This is a genomic window from Actinoplanes auranticolor (assembly GCF_018332655.1).
GTDB classification, from domain to species: Bacteria; Actinomycetota; Actinomycetes; order Mycobacteriales; family Micromonosporaceae; genus Actinoplanes; species Actinoplanes auranticolor.
Genome location: NZ_BOQL01000006.1, coordinates 107,393 through 123,690, shown reverse-complemented (window position 1 = coordinate 123,690; position 16,298 = coordinate 107,393). Strand labels below are relative to the sequence as shown.

Here is a 16,298-nt window from a genome sequence, read left to right as displayed (position 1 = left end):
CCATGCGTCCCGTCGTGGTCTACGGCGCCTCCGGCTACACCGGACGGCTCATCTGCGAGTACCTGCGCGAGCTCAACCTGCCGTTCATCGCCGCCGGCCGCGACAAGGACCGGCTCCGCGAGGTGCTGGACCGGGTCCCCGGCATCGAGACCGCCGACTACGAGGTGATGGAGGTCGAGCACGAGACCGGCGCCCTCACCGAGCTGTTCCGCGGCGCGAGCGTCGTGTGCAACACCGTCGGCCCGTTCATCACGCTCGGCGACCCGGTGGCCGAGGCGGCGCTGGCCGCGGGCTGCCATTACCTGGACACCACCGGCGAGCAGGACTGGCTGCTGCACGCCAAGCGCAAATGGGGCGCGGCGTACGCCGCCGCCGGCCTGCTGATCTCCCCCGGGGTCGCGCAGATGTACACGACCGGGGAGATCGCCGCGAACCTGTGCCTGGAACATCCCGGGATGGACACGCTGGACATCCTGGTGCTGTGGGAGGGCGCGCCCACGATCGCCTCGACCGAGACCATCTTCGCGATCCTGGCCGCCGACTGGTTCCACCTGGCCGAGAACAAGTACGTGCAGTGGGACCCGACGGCCCGTTTCGAGGTCACCGTGCCGGGCCGGCACGCCACCTCGCTGGCGCTGCCCTGGGGCGGCATGTGCCACCCGGTCTGGTTCGCCGACGACCCGCGGGTCTCGACCTGCCGGGCGGTCGGCGGCGTCATGAACCGCGACGTCATGGAGGCCGTCGCCGCCACCACCATGATGGTGCAGGCCGAGATCAAGACCCTGCCGGCCGAGCAGCAGGGTCCCGCCCTGGCCGCGATCGCCGAGCAGTGGCAGACCGGCATGCCGCCGCGGGAGAACCCGCGGCTCAACACCTCGGTCGACTCCGTGTACGCCTCCGGGCCGCTGGGCCGGGCGCACTGCGTCATCCACGGCAACTCCAATTACAAGCAGACCGGGTTGCTGCAGGCGTGGGCCGCGCAGTCGCTGGTCCAGCAGGCGCCCCGGCGCACCGGGCTGGCCTCGGCCTGCCAGGCGTGCGGCCACCGCGAGCTGCTCGGCGTGCTGCGGACGTTCGGACTGGTGCTCGAACCCGTCGTCACCGTCGCGCGCTGAGCCCGGCGATGGCTCTGGTCGACTACCTGGACAAGGGGGCCTCGCTCGGCCCCGGCGAGCCGTGCCTGGTCGCCGGGACCCGGACGATGAGCTACGCCGAGGTCCAGGAGCTGAGCCACCGGGTCGCCGGCGCGCTGCACCGCAGCGGGGTGCGCGCCGGCGATTCCGTGGCCATCCTGTCCGGCAACGACCCGGTGGCGTTCTCGGCGGTCTTCGGCATCTCCCGGCTGGGGGCGGTGTGGTGCCCGGTCAACCCGCGCAACGAGGCCGCGGAGAACCGGGCGCTGCTCGACCTCTTCGACTGCACCTGCCTGATCTTCCAGGCGGCGTACGCCCCGCTGGTCGAGACGATCGCGCCGCTGCTCCCCCAGGTCCGCGTCTACGTCTGCCTCGACGGCCCCACTCCCCTGGGCGTGACCTTCGCCGAGTGGACCGCCGGTCCCCCGGCGGCCCTGCCCGCCCCGGAGCACCCCGACACGGTGATGCTGGTCGGCACCGGCGGCACCACCGGCACGCCGAAAGGCGTGATGCTCACCGACCGCAACCTCGAAGCGATGTCGGCCATCACGCTGATGAGCTACCCGTTCACCGGCCGCCCCACCTACCTGGCGCTGGCCCCGCTCACCCACGCGGCGGGCGTACTGTGCTTCCCGGTCATGGCCCTCGGCGGCCGCATCGTGATCATGGCCCGCCCCGACGTCGGCGAGTTCCTGCACCTGATCGAGGCGCAGCGGGTGACCCACACGTTCCTGCCACCGACCGTCATCTACCTGGCCCTGGCCCACCCCGACGTGCACACCACCGACGTGAGCAGCCTGCAATGCTTCTGGTACGGGGCGGCGCCGATGTCGACGGCCCGGCTGACCGAGGCGATCGAGGTGTTCGGACCGGTCATGGGGCAGCTCTTCGGCCAGTCCGAGGCGCCGATGATGATCTCGACGATGGCGCCGGCCGAGCACCTGCGGCCCGACGGCAGCCCGGCGGTGGACCGGCTGGGCTCCGCCGGTCACCCGTCCCCGCTGGTCACGGTGGCCATCATGGACGGTACGGGCACCCTTCTGCCGGCCGGTGAACGCGGGGAGATCGTGGTCCGGGGGTCGCTGGTGATGCGCGGGTACTACAAGAACCCCGCGGCGACCGCTGAGGCGAGCGCGTACGGCTGGCACCACACGGGTGATATCGGCTATCTCGACGAGGACAATTACCTGTTCATCGTGGACCGGGCCAAGGACATGATCATCACGGGTGGGTACAACGTCTATTCCGCTGAGGTGGAGCAGGCGTTGATGCATCATCCTTCGGTTTACGAGGCGGCGGTTATCGGGGTGCCTGATGAGAAGTGGGGTGAGCGGGTTACTGCCGTGGTCCAGCCCGTTCCCGGGGAGTCGGTTGATCTCGCGGCCGTCAGTGCGTTTGTTCGGGAGCGGGTTGGTGGGGTGAAGGCTCCTAAGGAGATCTTTGTGTGGGCTGAGTTGCCTCGGTCTCGGGTCGGGAAGATTCTCAAGGGGGAGATTCGGGATCGGCTTTGTTCTGGTTAGTGGTTTGTTTCTTTGGTTGCGGTGGACGGTCGGGGGCCGGGGGTGACCAAGACGGCTGGTGGGGCGTCTTTATGCCGTTCTTGGTCACCCCCGGCCCCCGACCTTGCATGGTTTTTTCTTGCGGCAGGTTTTTGGTTGCCCGCTGCTGGGTGCTTCTGCCTGGTGGGTGGTCCCCTTGCGGTGGGTGGTCCGGCTGCCGCGCTGTGGGCGCGGTGAGGGATTTCGTCGGGCAGGCCGGCCTTGGTGGTGGGTCTTGCGGACGCACCTCGCCGGTTGCGGTGCTTGCTTTCACGCGGGCGGTGGCCGGGGGCAGGCGGGTTGCCGCGGTGTGGCGTGTCGGCACAGCCCGTTCCTTGTTACTCGCGCGCCGCGGATCGGCGACCGTTGTCGTGATCGGCATGCTGATCGCGGGGCGTGGTTCGGTGGGTGCGCTGGGGTGGTCAGTTGCCCCAGAGGATGTAGTTGGCGTTGTAGGGGACGCTGGTTTTCTGGCCGTCGGTGCAGGGGGTGGCGGGGGCCACGCCGCCGAAGGTGTTCATGCGCTGGATGTGGGTCACGGTGGTGAGGAAGCCCTGGCCGGAGCGGGTCTTCACCTCGAGCAGGAGTTCGGGGATGGCGCCGGGTACGGGTGAGTTCGCTACCGGGCCGGCGGTGATCAGGGAGCCGTCCGACTCGGACTGCCAGGTCGGGCCGCCGAAGTGGTGGATCTTGCGGTTGGCGCCGTCGAACAGGGTGGCCTCGGGGACCGACGAGCCGGCGAACTTGCCACCCGTACAGGTGTAGGTCTGGGTGCCGGTGCCGACCACGAACTGGCCGATGATCTTCAGGCCGGCCGGCGGCTGCAGGGACGGAGCCTCGGCGGCGGAAGCCTGGTAGGTGACCGCGGAAACGCCCACCGCCACAACGGCGGCTGCGGCGACGGCGAATTTTCTCTTGAGCGAGCGCATGACGTTGACTACGCGCCCGTGACGGTGATCGATCAGCGCTTGCCCGCAGAGACACCCATCGTTGCCCGGGCGCGCTCCGACGAGCGTCGGCGGGAGACGGTCACAATGAAGGCATGAGTACGGAACAGCGGCTCACCGGCGGCAACACCGGTGGAGCGGTCCGGGTGGGTGACACGGTCCGGCGCACTGCCGGGCATTGGACGCCGTCGGTGCACGCCGTGCTGCGGCATCTGGAGGCTGCCGGCTTCGACGGCGCACCGCGGGCGCTCGGCTTCGACGAGCAGGGGCGGGAGATCCTGTCGTTCCTGCCCGGCGAAGTCGTGGGAGACGCCCGGCCGTGGCCGGCCTGGGTGCACAGCGACCGTGCGCTGCACCAGGTGGCCGGCTGGGTTCGTGAGCTGCACAGTGCCGTCGCGAGTTTCACGCCGGCGGATGATGCCGTCTGGCGTGAGGGCGGGAGCTGGCAGCCCGGAATGATCATCGGGCACAACGACGCCGCGCCCTACAACGCCGTCTGGGCGGACGGAACGTTGACGGGTTTCTTCGACTGGGACTTCGCCGCGCCGGCCGCGCCCGAGTGGGATCTGGCCTTCACCGCCTTCGCCTGGGTGCCTCTGCACGCCCGGCATGTGGTGGCGGCCGAAGGGTTCACCGCGTTCGCCGAGCGGCCCCGCCGGCTCCGGCAGTTCCTCGACACGTACGGGTGGGAGGGCCCCCTCGGAGAGTTCCTCGACATCGTGCGTCAACGGGTCGACGCGTCCGCCCGGGGCATCCGGCGCACCGCCGCGGCCGGCGATCCCGCGTTCCAGCGCATGATCGATCAAGGTGTCGACCGGGCCCTGGACAGCGCCGTCCGAGAGCTCGCCGACTTCCCGCGCCAATAACCGGAGTCACCCAGAGTGGGCCAGAAGCCACCGTGAGCTCCAGTTTGGAGCTTGCCGCCGGTTACCACGGACCGGCCGACCGGTGCGGCCTACCGGCCGGGATCGAGATCTGTCAGGATGATCTCCTTTCGAAGACGGATGCAACGTTCCGGACCCCGCTCCCGTCTAGGTGGCAGGGCCTGGATGGCGCCGGTTGGTTTCCCTCGAATGTGAGAGTCATGATTCAGCGACGTAAGGTGATCATCGGCGCGGTGGGCATAGCCGCGGCTGCCACGACTGCCGCCGCGGCCGGGTGCTCCTCGTCCGGCCAGGCGGACGACGCCACGGGCTGGGTCGAGCCGGCGGCGAACGTCGACCAGGTGGTCGCCGCGCCCGTCCGGATGAGCGTGACGCCGGCCGACGGGGACACCGGGGTGTCGCCGGTGAAGCCGATCGTCGTCAGCGCCGCGGACGGCAAACTCCAGTCGGTCACCGTCACCGCGGGCAAGGCCAAGATCGACGGCGCGATGCAGGACGACGGGACCTGGCGGTCCACCGACGATCTGGCGTACGGCAAGAAGTACAAGGTGACCGTCACGGCCGCCGACAGCGCGGGCAAGACCACCACCGAGGAAACCACCTTCACCACGCTGAAGCCCGAGAACATCGCCCGGGTCACCTTCCAGGCCAACGGCATGCTCGCCCTCAAGGAGGGCAGGACGTACGGCGCCGGGCAGCCGGTGATCGTCGCGTTCAGCCGCGCGGTCAACAAGAAGGCCGCGGAGAAGGCCATCGAGATCAAGACGCTGCCCGCGGTGAAGGGCAAGTTCTACTGGAAGGACGACAAGACCGTGCACTGGCGGCCGGCGAAGTACTGGGCCGCCGGCACCACGGTCAAGGTGAGCGTCGGCATGTTCGGCGTCAAGCTCGGCAAGACGACGTACGGGGCGAAGAACGTGTCGACCAACTTCCGGATCGGCCGGCAGCTGATCGCCGTCAGTGACAACCGGACCCACCTGACGAAGGTCTACATCGACGGCAAGCTGGTCCGGACGATGAAGAGCAGCCTCGGCAAGGGCGGCGGCACGACCGGCGCGAACGGCGAGCGCATCAGCTACTGGACCGCGGGCGGACCGCACGTGGTGCTGGGCAAGAAGCGCCGGCACACCATGAGCTCGGCGAGCTACGGCGTCACCGACCCCAAGGACCCGAACTACTACGTGACGGAGAACATTCAGTTCTGCACCCGGATCAGCTACTCCGGCGAATACCTGCACGCCGCGCCGTGGAACAACTCGCTGGGCCGGGCCAACCTCTCGCACGGGTGCATCAACCTCAGCACGGCCGACGCCAAGTGGGTCTACAACAACTTCCTGGTCGGCGACATCGTCGACGTCAAGAACACCCCGCGTGAGCTCCCGATCTGGAACGGCCTGGGCGACTGGACCGTCCCGTTCGACCGGTACGGCAGCTAGCGGGGACGGGCCGTCGCTGAAGGTCCCCGGTTCCACCACAGCGACAGCCCCAGCCCGGCGAAAACCAGCAGCGTGCCGGCGAGCACGAACCAGGCCGTGATCTCGACGTCCTCGCGGCGCAGGCCGATCTCGCCCGGCAGGTCACCGAGCACGTCGCTGAGCTGCTCGGCGTCCTCGGCCTGGAAGTAGCGGCCGCCGGTGAGGTCGGCCACCCGGGTCAGCGCCTCCTCGTCGATCTGCGGGTTGCGCCCGCCGCCGCCGCCGAAGCCCTGCGGGTCGCCGCGCATCGGGGAGCCGCTGCCGATCTGCTCCGGGGTGCAGACCATCTGGCTCGGCCGGGTGGTGCCGAAACCGATGGTGAAGACCCGCAGCCGCCGGTCCGCGGCCTGCTCGGCCGCCGTCACGGGGTCGACGCCGCGGGTGTTGGCGCCGTCGGTGAGCACCACGATGGTGTCCGGCTCGTAGTCGGTGGCCGCGGTGGCCGGCGGACCGTCGCCCAGGTCGACGCCCGTGGCGGGCACGTCCGGGTTGATCTCGGCGACCGCGTCGATCGAGGTCAGAATCGCCTGGCCGATGGCCGTGCCGCGGCCTGTGGTCAGGGAGTCGATGGCCTTCAGCAGGGCCTGCTGATCGGTGGTCGGCGGCACCAGCAGGGCCGCGATGCCGGAGAAGGCGACCAGTCCGATCGGGGTCCGGCCGTCCTGGTCCTCGACGAACTTCCGGGCCGCCGCGGTCGCCGCGGTGAGCCTGTTCGGGGCGACGTCGGTGGCGCACATCGAGCCGGACACGTCGATGGCCAGCATGATCGTGCTCTCGGTCGACGGCACCGCCAGCGACGCCTGCGGGCGGGTCAGGGCGCCGGCCAGGGCCAGCAGGCCGGTCAGGAAGAGGATCACCGGGATCCGCCGCCGCCACTGCGACCGGCCGGGCAGAGCCGCGCGGATCAGCGCGACGCTCGACACCCGCAAGGCCGCGCGCTTGCGTCGCTTGTTGGCCCACCAGCGGGCCAGCAGCAACACCGGGACAACGAGCAGGGCGGCCAGCGCCCACGGCCAGCTGAGCGACATCAGACGATCCTTCCGTGCCAGCGGATCATCAGCAGCGCCCCGGCCGCGAGCAACAGCAGGGCGAGCCCGGCGACTGGCCCGGTGAGCTCGACCGGCTCCTCGCGGCTGGTCAGCTTGAGGTCGATCGACCGGGTCGAGGCGGCCAGCGCCCCGGAGTCCCCCGCGGTCAGGTAGGTGCCGCCGGTGGCGTCGGCCAGGCCACGCAGCACCTGCTCGTTGAGGGCGGTGGCGAGCTGGTAGCCCTCGACCTCGACGGTGGCGCCGCCCGGGGTGCCGACGCCGACGGTCTGGATGCGTACCCCGGCCGCGGCGGCCAGGTCCGCGGCCGCCTCGGCCTGCGCGGGATCGCCGGTGTCCTCACCGTCGGAGAAGACCACGATGCCGGCCGACCCCCAGTAGCCCAGCTGCGGTGGCGCGGCGCCGTCCTGCGGCAGGGCCACCGGCCTGCCGGTGATCGTGGTCAGCGCGGCCAGGACCGCCTGCGCCAGCGACGTGCCGCCGGTGGCGGTCAGCCGGTTGATCGCGGCCAGCGCCGCCGCGTGGTCGTCGGTGGGCGCCTGCGTGGTCAGCGCCTGGTCGCCGAAGACGACCACGCCGATGTCCACGGTGTCGGGTTGCTCCTCGACGAGACCGGTCGCCGCCGCCTGCGCGGCGGCCAGCCGGCTCGGTGCCACGTCCGTGGCCGCCATGCTGTTGGAGATGTCGAAGACCAGCACGACCGTGCCCGAGACGCGCGGCACGTCGATGGTGACCTGCGGGCGGGCCAGCCCGCCGAGCAGCAACGGCAGGGCCGCGAGCAGCAACGCGTACGGCAGGTGCCGGCGTACGGCCGCCCGGCGTGAACCGCCCGGACCGCCGAGCCCGAACGCGGCCAGGGCGGCGGTGCGGCGCCGTTGCAGGACGACGTACGCCGCGACAGCCGCCGCCGTGACCAGCAGGGCCACCACCAGCATGATCGGATAGCGCACGGTCACCGCCGTCCCGACTGCAGGACGAGGCCGACCAGTGCCCGCAGCAGGTCCTGGTCGGTGGTGATGCGGTGCGGGCGGACCCCGGCCCGGCGCATGCCGTCGGTCACCGCCTGCTCGTGAGCGTCGACCTGCTCGGCCAGCCGGCGCCGCAGCAGCGGGTCGCTGGAGTCGACGAGCAGCTGCTCACCGGTCTCGGCGTCCTCCACCAGGACCAGCCCCACGTCGGGCAGGTCGAGCTCGGCCGGGTCGACGATCCGCACCGCCACCACCTCGTGCCGGTGGGTGAGCATGCCGAGCGCCCGGTCCCAGCCCGGGTCGCCGATGAAGTCCGAGACCACGAAGACCAGGCTGCGCCGCTTCGCCGTGGTGGCGGCGGCCAGCCGGAGCATCGCGGCGAGGTCCGTCGTCGTGCCGGGGCCCGCGGCGGGCTGCGGCCGCGTCAGTTCGTGCGCGAGCCGCAGGATCTGGTTGCGCCCGGTGCGCGGGGGTATCACCTGGTGCGCCCGGTTGTCGTACAGGATGGCGCCGATCCGGTTGCCGCCCTGCGTCAGCAGCCGGGCCAGCGCGACCACCAGCTCGGCGGCGACGGAGTCCTTGCCGTGCCCGGCGGCGCCGAAGCGCATCGACGCCGAGCGGTCCAGCACCAGCCAGGCGGTCATCTCGCGGTCCTCGGAATACTGCCGCACGAACGGCTCGTCCAGGCGCGCGGTGACGTTCCAGTCGATGTGCCGGACGTCGTCCTCGGGGGTGTAGGTGCGCAGGTCGGTGAAGTCGGTGCCGGCGCCGTGCCACAACGTGCGGTACGCGCCCTGCAGCCGCCCGTCGAGGCGGCGCACCACCTGCCATTCCAGGCGGCGCAGCAACCGGTCGGTGGCGGTGCTCATCGCTCAGCGGCCCCGGCCGGCGGGATCCGGGACCGGCAGCGCCGCCAGGATCTTCTGCAGGACGGCGTCGGCCGTCACGTCGTCGGAGAGCGCCTCGTAGGACAGCACGAGCCGGTGCCGCAGCACGTCGAGGGCCAGGTCGGTCAGGTCCTGGGGGACGACGTAGTCCCGGCCGCGGATGAAGGCCAGGGCCCGGGCGGCGAGCACCAGGCTGATCGAGGCGCGCGGACTGGCGCCGAAGGTGACGTACCGGGACAGGTCGGCTAGGCCCACCGTGCCGGGCTCGCGGCTGGCGTGGGCCAGGCCGACCGCGTACTCGATCAGGGACGGGTCGATGTAGACCCGGTCGACGTCGCGCTGCATGGCCACCAGCGTGTCGGGGTCGATGATCCGCACGATGGCCGCGGCCGTGCCGATCGCCCGCTCGACGACGACGAACTCCTCGGTGGCGCTGGGGTAGCCCACGACCACCTTCATCATGAACCGGTCGACCTGGGCCTCGGGCAGCGGATAGGTGCCCTCGGACTCGATCGGGTTCTGCGTGGCCATCACCAGGAACGGCAGCGGCACCCGGTAAGTCTCGCGGCCGATCGTGACCTGCTGCTCCTGCATCACCTCCAGCAGGGCACTCTGCACCTTGGCCGGGGCCCGGTTGATCTCGTCGGCCAGCAGCAGGTTGGTGAACACCGGACCGAGCGAGACCTGGAACTCGCCGCTCGGCTGGTGGTAGATCCGGGTGCCGAGGATGTCGGCGGGCACCAGGTCGGGGGTGAACTGCACCCGGTGGAACTGCCCGCCGATCGCCTCGGCCAGCGACTTGACCGCCAGCGTCTTGGCCAGCCCGGGCACGCCCTCGACCAGGATGTGCCCGCGGGCCAGCAGCGCGACCAGCAGCCGTTCGATCAGGACGTCCTGCCCGACGATGACCTTCTTGACCTCGTAGAGCACCTGCTCCACCGGTCCGGCCGGGGAGCTGCCCGGGGACCGGCGGGCGCCGTCGGTCCAGTCCTGGCCGCTTACCGGTGCATTCATGGAACCGTCCTCGGGAAATCGGTGGTCGTGGTCAGAGCGGTAGTGCTGGTCCGTCGCCGGGGCCGTCGCCGCCGAGGGCCGTGCCGATCGGCACGGCGAAACCGACCCCGATGAACGTGCCGGCGTCGGTCGGGTTGGCCAGCGCGACGATGACGCCGACCACCTCGCCCCGGGTGTTGATCAGCGGTCCGCCGGAGCTGCCCGGGTTGACCGCCGCGTCGAACTGGATGAGCCCGGTCAGGTCGGCGGTGCGGCCGCGGCCCACCGAGCGGTCGAGGCCGGAGACCACCCCGGCGGTGGTGCTGTTGCGCAGGCCGAGCTGGTTGCCCACGGCGACCACGGGGTCGCCCACGCCCAGCCCCGCACCGCCGAGCACGGCCGGCACGACCACGGCGGGCAGCTTGCTCACGGTCAGGGTCGCGATGTCGCTGGCGGCCTCGGTGGTGGCGACCTTGGCCGCCGAGCGGGTGCCGTCGGCGAACGTCACCTGGATGGCCGTGGCGCCCTCGACGACGTGCAGCGCGGTGAGCACCGTGCCGTCCGCATTGACGACCACCCCGGTCCCGGTGGCGGCCTCGGCGGTGGCGGTGCCACCCTCGACGCCGCGGGCGACGGTGGAGGAACCCCCGGTGGCCTGGATGAACACCACCGACGGCAGCAGCGTCTCGTAGACCTGCGGGATGCTCAGAGCGGTGGCCGAGGCCGAGGGCGCGGGCGGCGCGGCGACCGGGGCCGGGTCGCCGGCGGAACCCCAGCGGAAGAAGAGTGCGGCGGTGAGCGCCAGCGCTGCCGCGATCGCCGCCCACGGCAGCAACCGGCGGCTCCCGGACGGGCGCCAGGATCGCCCGCCGCTGCGTGGCGGTTCGCTGCCGGCCGTGAGGTCGATGACCATCACCCCAGGCTAGGCCGCCCACCGCAAAGATCCATGTGAGTCGCCCGAGCGTGCCGACCGTGCACATACGGGTATGACCGGGCAGGTCCGGGGGTAGTTCGAGCGCACGGCGACACGGCGCAGGAGGCCCAGTGACACACGCGGAGGACCAGCTCGACAGCGACGAGCGGCAGCGCCTCGACGGGGAGGAGGCTGAGCAGGTCGATCCTGTCCGGCCCCCCGACCTCAACCAGGAGTCGGACCGCTCGGCGACCCGCCTGGAGCTCTTCTTCGATCTGGCCTTCGTGCTGTTCGTGGCCCGCTGCGCCGACCTGCTGGCCAAGAACGAGACATGGTCCGGTGCCGCGGTGTTCGCCGCGGTGCTCACCATCGGCTGGTGGGCGTGGGCCAGCACCACCCTCTACGCCAACCGGTTCGACACCGACGACGCGGTGTTCCGGCTGATCACCCTCACCGCCATGGCGGGCGTGGTGGCGATGGCCGCCTCGGTCGACAAGCTCGACGAGCCCACCGGTCGCTGGTTCGTCATCGGCTACGTCATCATCCGCCTGGCGTTGATCGCCGGATACGTACGGGCCTGGCGGCACGTGCCCGAAGCCCGCTCGACGGCCCGGCTGTACCTGATGGGACACGGGCTCGGCGCGGCGATCTGGCTGGTCTCGCTGGCGGTGCCGGCCCCCGCGCGGTACGTGCTGTGGGGCGTCGGCGTGCTCGCGGACCTGGTGTGGCCGACCGCCGCGGCCCGGTTGAAGGACGCCGTCCCGCTGCACCTTCAGCACCTGCCGGAACGGTTCGGGCTCTTCGTGATCCTGGTGCTCGGCGAGTCCGTGGCCGGGGTGGTGACCGGTCTGCACGACGGCGAGTGGAAGCCGGCCGTGGTGGTCACGGCGGCGGCGGCGTTCGTGGTGGCGGTGGCGCTGTGGTGGATCTACTTCGACCTGTCCGGCGGTGCGGCGAAGCGACGGCTGGCCGCCGAGGGCGACCACGCGACCAAGCACGGCGTGCACGACTTCTACGTGTACGTGCACCTGCCGCTCGCGGTCTCCCTGGCGGCGGTGGCGGTCGGGCTCGAACACGCGGTGCTGCACGGGGCCGACGACCACCTCACCGCCGGCACGAGGTGGGTGCTGGGCATCGCCACCGCCGGCTACCTGTTCAGCGCGGCGGTGATGCAGGGCCAGCTGGGCCAGCGGATCCGCGGGGCCGTGATCTGGCCCGGTGCCGGCGTACCGCTGGCCCTGCTGATCGCTTTGCTCGATCTCTCCCCCGTCGTCACCGTCGGCCTGTTCGCGGCGCTCACCGTGGCGGGCGTGCTCACCGGTTTCCTGCTGCACCGTTCCGGTGAGGTCCGCACCGCCAAGGTGTGACGGGTCAGGTCGCCGGCACGGTCGCGGGACGTCGCAGTCGGGTGGCGAGCAGCGCCACCGCGGCCAGGGCCGCCACGACGCCGACCGCGGCGGCGGCCACCGCGACGCCGGGCACGTCGTCGACGAAGAAGGCCGGCAGCGCGGTCACGGCGGACAGCAGCCGGGTCACGATGATCGCGGTGATCGCGCCGCGGCTGCCCCGCCAGGCGGGATACAGAGCGACGACGGTGATCAGGCCGAGTGCGGCCCCGACGGCGGCGACCTCCACCGGCGGGGTCTCGCCGTTGCCGGCCAGCAGGGTGATGATCTCGCCCAGGCCGAGCAGGCCGGCGATGACGAGTCCGGTGATGAAGCCTTTCGAACGGTGCATGGTGTCCTCCGAGTGTGCGGAATGCGATGCCGGCAGTCTCCGGCCGGGCCGCGCCGCGCCGGATCCGTGCTGCCGCCGGTCGTATCTCCGTGCTGGCACGTATCCGTTGCCGCCCTCCCGGCCCTACGGTGAGGACATGCAGGTCAGACCGCTCATCGCGTACGGCATCGCCGGCGTCGCCGTCGTCGTGGCCGCGGCCGGCGCGGTGTTCGCCCACCTGAGCGGCGATCCCGGCGACCTGGCGTACCTCATCGTCGCGACGGTCCTCGGCCTGCTCTCGGTGGGCCTCGGTGTGGTGGTGGCGGTCCGCCGGCCGGACAACATCGTGGGTGCCCTGCTCGCCTGGGTGGGGCTGCTGCCGATCGGGGTCGCCGCCAGTGACGTCTACGTCGAGGCGGTGGCGCAGCGCCCGGACGTGGTCCCGGTCTCGGCGCTGCTCGTCGCGCTGCACGCCGGCGACTGGATGTTCCTCTACGTGCCGCCCGCCCTGCTCGCCCTGACCTTCCCGGACGGCCGGGTGCCCGGCCGCCGGTGGCGGTGGGTGGGGATCGGGCTGATCGCCGTACCCGTCGCCTTCACCGTGCTGGTGGCGTTCGACCCGGCGCCGTTCCCGGCGCCCTTCACCGGCCTGCCGCACGTGCTGCGCGCCGGCGGTCTCGAGCCGGTGCTGATGGTCGCGGCCCTGGCGTTGCTGCCGGTCTTCCTCGGTTTGCTGGTCGCCACCGCCGTGTCGGTGGTGACGCGCCACCGCCGCGAGACCGATCCGGTACGCCGGGCCCAGATCAAGTGGTTCGCGCTGGGAGCCCTGTTCATCCCGGCCACCCTGGTGCTGTGCTGGGTCAGCTACCTGTTCCTGGACGGCCCGGACCTGGTGCTGCTCGGGCTGGCGGCCACCTACGTCGCCATCCCGGCGGCCACGGCGATCGCGGTGCTGCGCCACGATCTCTACGACGTGGACCGGGCGTTGAGCGCCACCGTCACGTACGGCATCGTCACGACCGCGCTGATCGCCTTCTACACCGCCGCGACGTTCCTGGCCGGGGTCGCCCTGGGCCGGGAGTCGGCGGTGGCCGCGGCCGCGGCCACCGCCGTGTGCGCCGTCGCCCTCGCGCCACTGCGGTCCCGGCTGCAACGGCAGGTGGACCGGCGGCTCTACCCGGTGCGGCGGGCGGCGCTGACGGCGATCGAGGACCTGCGCCGGCGCACCCACGACGGCACGGCGCAGCCCGAGCAGCTCGAGGCCGAGCTGCGGGTCGCCCTGCGGGATCCGGACCTGCGCATCGGCTACCGGCTGCCGGGTACGCCCGGACTGGTCGACGCCCGCGGCGAACCCCTGCGGGGCTCCGGCACCCCGGTGGTGCTCGGCGGTACGGACATCGGCGAACTCATCCACCGGCGCGGCTCGCGGGAGCTGACCCGGGAGATCGCCACGGCCTGCGCCCTGCTGGTGGAGGTGGTCCGGCTCCGGATCGAGCTCTCCGGGGCACTGCGCGACGTCGAGTCCAGCCGGGCCCGCCTGCTCACGGTCTCGTACGAGGAGCGCCGCCGCCTCGAGCGGGACCTGCACGACGGCGCCCAGCAGCGGCTGGTGGCACTGGGCATGGCCCTGCGCGTGGGTCAGCGCCATCTGGACGACGGCGGCACCGACGTCACCGGCCTGCTCGACACCGCGGTGGCGGAGCTCGGCACCGCCGTCGCCGAGCTGCGCCGCATCGCCCACGGCCTGCGTCCCAGCAGCCTGGACGACGGCCTGGTCAACGCCCTGACCATGCTGGTCGGCCGGGTGCCCGTGCCGATCACCCTGGACGTGCAGCCGGAGCTGCGCAACGACACCCTGCCCGACGTCGTGGCGACCACCGCCTACTACGTGGCCAGCGAGGCGGTTGTCAACGCGATGCGGCACGCCCGCGCGGCCAGCATCGGCCTGCGGCTGACCCTGGAGGCGGACGCGCTGACCGTACGGGTGCACGACGACGGCCCGGGCGGCGCGATCCTGCGGGCCGGGGCCGGGCTGGCCGGGTTGTCCGACCGGGTGGCCGCCGCCGGTGGCGGTCTGCGGCTGACGAGCCCGCTGGGCAACGGCACTGTGGTGGAGGCGGTGCTGCCGTGCGGATCGTGATCGGCGAGGATTCCGCGCTGTTCCGGGAAGGGCTGGCCAGCCTGCTGATCGACAGCGGCCACGACGTCGTGGCCAAGGCCGCCGACGCGCCCTCGCTGGTGGCCGCCGTGGACGCCACCGAGCCGGACCTCGCGGTCATCGACATCCGGATGCCACCGGACCACACCGACGACGGCGCCCGGGCCGCCCGCACGGTCCGGGCCGGGCATCCGCGGACCGGGATCGTGCTGCTGTCCCAGCACGTCGAGACCCGGCACTCCGTCGAGCTGGTCAGCAGCGGCGGCTTCGGCTACCTGCTCAAGGACCGGGTGCTGGACGTGGACGACTTCCTGGACGCGCTGCGCCGGGTCGCGGCGGGCGGGTCGGCGCTGGATCCGGAGGTGGTGACCCGGCTGCTCGCCGGGCGCGGCGCCGGCGATCCGCTGGCCGCCCTCACGCCCCGCGAGCGTGAGGTGCTGGCCGCGATGGCGGAGGGACGCACCAACGTCGGCATCGCCCGCCGGCTGTGGCTCACCGAACGCACCGTGGAGACCCACATCGGTTCCATCATGGCCAAACTCGGTCTGGCCGCCGACGAGGAGAACCACCGCCGCGTCCAGGCGGTGCTGGTCTTCCTCAACCGCGCCTGAGCCGGCGTCCTACAGTGGCGGGATGCTGGACGGTTGCGAACGGTCCGTCGTCGTCGCGCCCATGGCCGGCGGGGTCTCCACGATCGCATTGGTGCGCGCCGCCGCCGCGGCCGGGACGGCGGGGTTCCTGCCCGCCGGCTACCTGACGCCGGAGGTCGTCGAGGCTCAGCTGCGGGAGCTGGGCGAGGACGGCCACCCGTACGGGCTCAACATCTTCGTGCCGTCGCGGACCGCCCCCGACTCCGCGGCGGTGGCGGCCTACCGCGCCCGGCTGGCGCCCGAGGCCGACCGGTACGGCGTCGAACTGCCCCCGCTGCGCCTGCACGACGACGACCACTTCGCGGCCAAGGTCGAGCTGGCCGTGGCGGCGGCACCGGCGTGGGTCAGCTTCACCTTCGGCATCCCGGACGCGGCCGTGGTCGAGGCGCTGCGCCGGGCGGGATCGACGGTGCTGATCACCGTGACCGACGCGGACGAAGCGAGAGCCGCCGTGGCGGCGGGCGCCGACGCGGTGGTGGCCCAGGGCGGCAATGCCGGTGGGCACTCCGCGACGACCCGTCCCGCGAGTTACCTCGGGGACCGGGGCACAGGGGATCTCGTCCGCGAGGTGCGGGCGGCGGTGTCCGTACCCGTGGTGGCAGCCGGCGGGGTCGGCAGCGCGGCCGACGTCGCCGGGTTGCTCGCCGCCGGGGCGACGGCCGTCCAGGTGGGCACGATGTTCCTGCTCGCCGCCGAGGCCGGGACCCGCGAGGCCCATCGAGCGGCGCTGGGCGGCGACGGCGCCTCGACCGTGGTGACCCGGGCGTTCACCGGGCAGCCGGCCCGGGGGCTGCGCAACCGGTTCACCGACACGTACTCCGCGGACGCGCCGATCGGCTATCCGGCCGTGCACCATCTGACCGCGCCGATCCGGGCCGCCGCGGCCCGGGCCGGCGACGGCGGGGCGCTCCACCTGTGGGCCGGGACGGCGTTCGGCCAGGCCCGGCCCGGGACCTGCCGGGAGATCCTCGACCGGCTGAGCTGACCGCG

General features: G+C 72.3%; 15 protein-coding genes. 8 read left to right on the top strand and 7 right to left on the bottom strand.

The window, feature by feature from the left end; genetic code table 11:
- Positions 1 to 2 precede the first annotated feature (2 nt).
- Positions 3 to 1,115, top strand: a complete 1,113-nt coding sequence (locus Aau02nite_RS03555; RefSeq protein WP_246594863.1) for a DUF5938 domain-containing protein — start codon at positions 3 to 5, stop codon at positions 1,113 to 1,115.
- Positions 1,116 to 1,123: 8 nt separating this feature from the next.
- Entirely contained in the window at positions 1,124 to 2,653 is a 1,530-nt protein-coding gene (locus Aau02nite_RS03550; protein WP_212986845.1) for an AMP-binding protein, read from the top strand.
- Positions 2,654 to 3,093: 440 nt separating this feature from the next.
- On the opposite strand, the gene Aau02nite_RS03545 is transcribed toward Aau02nite_RS03550, so the two are convergent.
- On the bottom strand, positions 3,094 to 3,600 hold the full coding sequence (locus Aau02nite_RS03545) for a DUF3455 domain-containing protein (RefSeq protein ID WP_212986844.1): 507 nt from the start codon (positions 3,598 to 3,600) through the stop codon (positions 3,094 to 3,096).
- Positions 3,601 to 3,713: 113 nt separating this feature from the next.
- Between Aau02nite_RS03545 and Aau02nite_RS03540 the strand changes: the two genes are divergently transcribed.
- On the top strand, positions 3,714 to 4,484 hold the full coding sequence (locus Aau02nite_RS03540) for a phosphotransferase (protein WP_212986843.1): 771 nt from the start codon (positions 3,714 to 3,716) through the stop codon (positions 4,482 to 4,484).
- A gap of 218 nt (positions 4,485 to 4,702) precedes the next feature.
- Entirely contained in the window at positions 4,703 to 5,938 is a 1,236-nt protein-coding gene (locus Aau02nite_RS03535; protein WP_212986842.1) for a L,D-transpeptidase, read from the top strand.
- On the opposite strand, the gene Aau02nite_RS03530 is transcribed toward Aau02nite_RS03535, so the two are convergent.
- The 5 genes from Aau02nite_RS03530 to Aau02nite_RS03510 are packed head-to-tail and all read right to left on the bottom strand — an operon-like array spanning position 5,935 to position 10,784.
- The gene (locus Aau02nite_RS03530; protein ID WP_212986841.1) at positions 5,935 to 7,005 is read right to left on the bottom strand and encodes a VWA domain-containing protein; all 1,071 of its coding nucleotides are present in this window, start codon (positions 7,003 to 7,005) and stop codon (positions 5,935 to 5,937) included. The two genes, Aau02nite_RS03535 and Aau02nite_RS03530, sit on opposite strands and share 4 nt — an antisense overlap.
- Positions 7,005 to 7,979 (bottom strand): vWA domain-containing protein, encoded by a 975-nt coding sequence (locus Aau02nite_RS03525; protein ID WP_212986840.1) that lies wholly within the window; start codon positions 7,977 to 7,979, stop codon positions 7,005 to 7,007. The genes Aau02nite_RS03530 and Aau02nite_RS03525 overlap by 1 nt, the downstream gene beginning before the upstream one ends.
- Positions 7,976 to 8,860 carry a DUF58 domain-containing protein gene (locus tag Aau02nite_RS03520; RefSeq protein ID WP_212986839.1) on the bottom strand — a complete coding sequence of 295 codons (885 nt, stop codon included), beginning with the start codon at positions 8,858 to 8,860 and terminating at the stop codon, positions 7,976 to 7,978. Before Aau02nite_RS03520 ends, Aau02nite_RS03525 begins: the two co-directional genes overlap by 4 nt.
- Positions 8,861 to 8,863: 3 nt before the next feature.
- On the bottom strand, positions 8,864 to 9,892 hold the full coding sequence (locus Aau02nite_RS03515) for an AAA family ATPase (RefSeq protein ID WP_212986838.1): 1,029 nt from the start codon (positions 9,890 to 9,892) through the stop codon (positions 8,864 to 8,866).
- 31 nt (positions 9,893 to 9,923) lie between these two features.
- Positions 9,924 to 10,784 (bottom strand): S1C family serine protease, encoded by an 861-nt coding sequence (locus tag Aau02nite_RS03510; protein ID WP_212986837.1) that lies wholly within the window; start codon positions 10,782 to 10,784, stop codon positions 9,924 to 9,926.
- A 131-nt stretch (positions 10,785 to 10,915) separates the two neighbouring features.
- Here Aau02nite_RS03510 and Aau02nite_RS03505 point away from each other — a divergent pair, with 131 nt between their 5' ends.
- Positions 10,916 to 12,151, top strand: coding sequence for a low temperature requirement protein A (locus Aau02nite_RS03505; protein WP_212986836.1), 1,236 nt, complete (start codon positions 10,916 to 10,918; stop codon positions 12,149 to 12,151).
- Positions 12,152 to 12,155: 4 nt separating this feature from the next.
- Here Aau02nite_RS03505 and Aau02nite_RS03500 read toward each other — a convergent pair whose 3' ends face one another.
- Positions 12,156 to 12,521 (bottom strand): hypothetical protein, encoded by a 366-nt coding sequence (locus Aau02nite_RS03500; RefSeq protein WP_212986835.1) that lies wholly within the window; start codon positions 12,519 to 12,521, stop codon positions 12,156 to 12,158.
- A gap of 136 nt (positions 12,522 to 12,657) precedes the next feature.
- Between Aau02nite_RS03500 and Aau02nite_RS03495 the strand changes: the two genes are divergently transcribed.
- From Aau02nite_RS03495 to Aau02nite_RS03485, 3 genes are read left to right on the top strand one after another with little or no spacing between them, the layout of a single operon-like run.
- Positions 12,658 to 14,640, top strand: coding sequence for a sensor histidine kinase (locus Aau02nite_RS03495; RefSeq protein WP_212986834.1), 1,983 nt, complete (start codon positions 12,658 to 12,660; stop codon positions 14,638 to 14,640).
- The gene (locus tag Aau02nite_RS03490) at positions 14,628 to 15,269 is read left to right on the top strand and encodes a response regulator transcription factor (protein ID WP_212986833.1); all 642 of its coding nucleotides are present in this window, start codon (positions 14,628 to 14,630) and stop codon (positions 15,267 to 15,269) included. Before Aau02nite_RS03495 ends, Aau02nite_RS03490 begins: the two co-directional genes overlap by 13 nt.
- A gap of 22 nt (positions 15,270 to 15,291) precedes the next feature.
- Entirely contained in the window at positions 15,292 to 16,293 is a 1,002-nt protein-coding gene (locus tag Aau02nite_RS03485; RefSeq protein ID WP_212986832.1) for a nitronate monooxygenase, read from the top strand.
- Positions 16,294 to 16,298 lie beyond the last annotated feature (5 nt).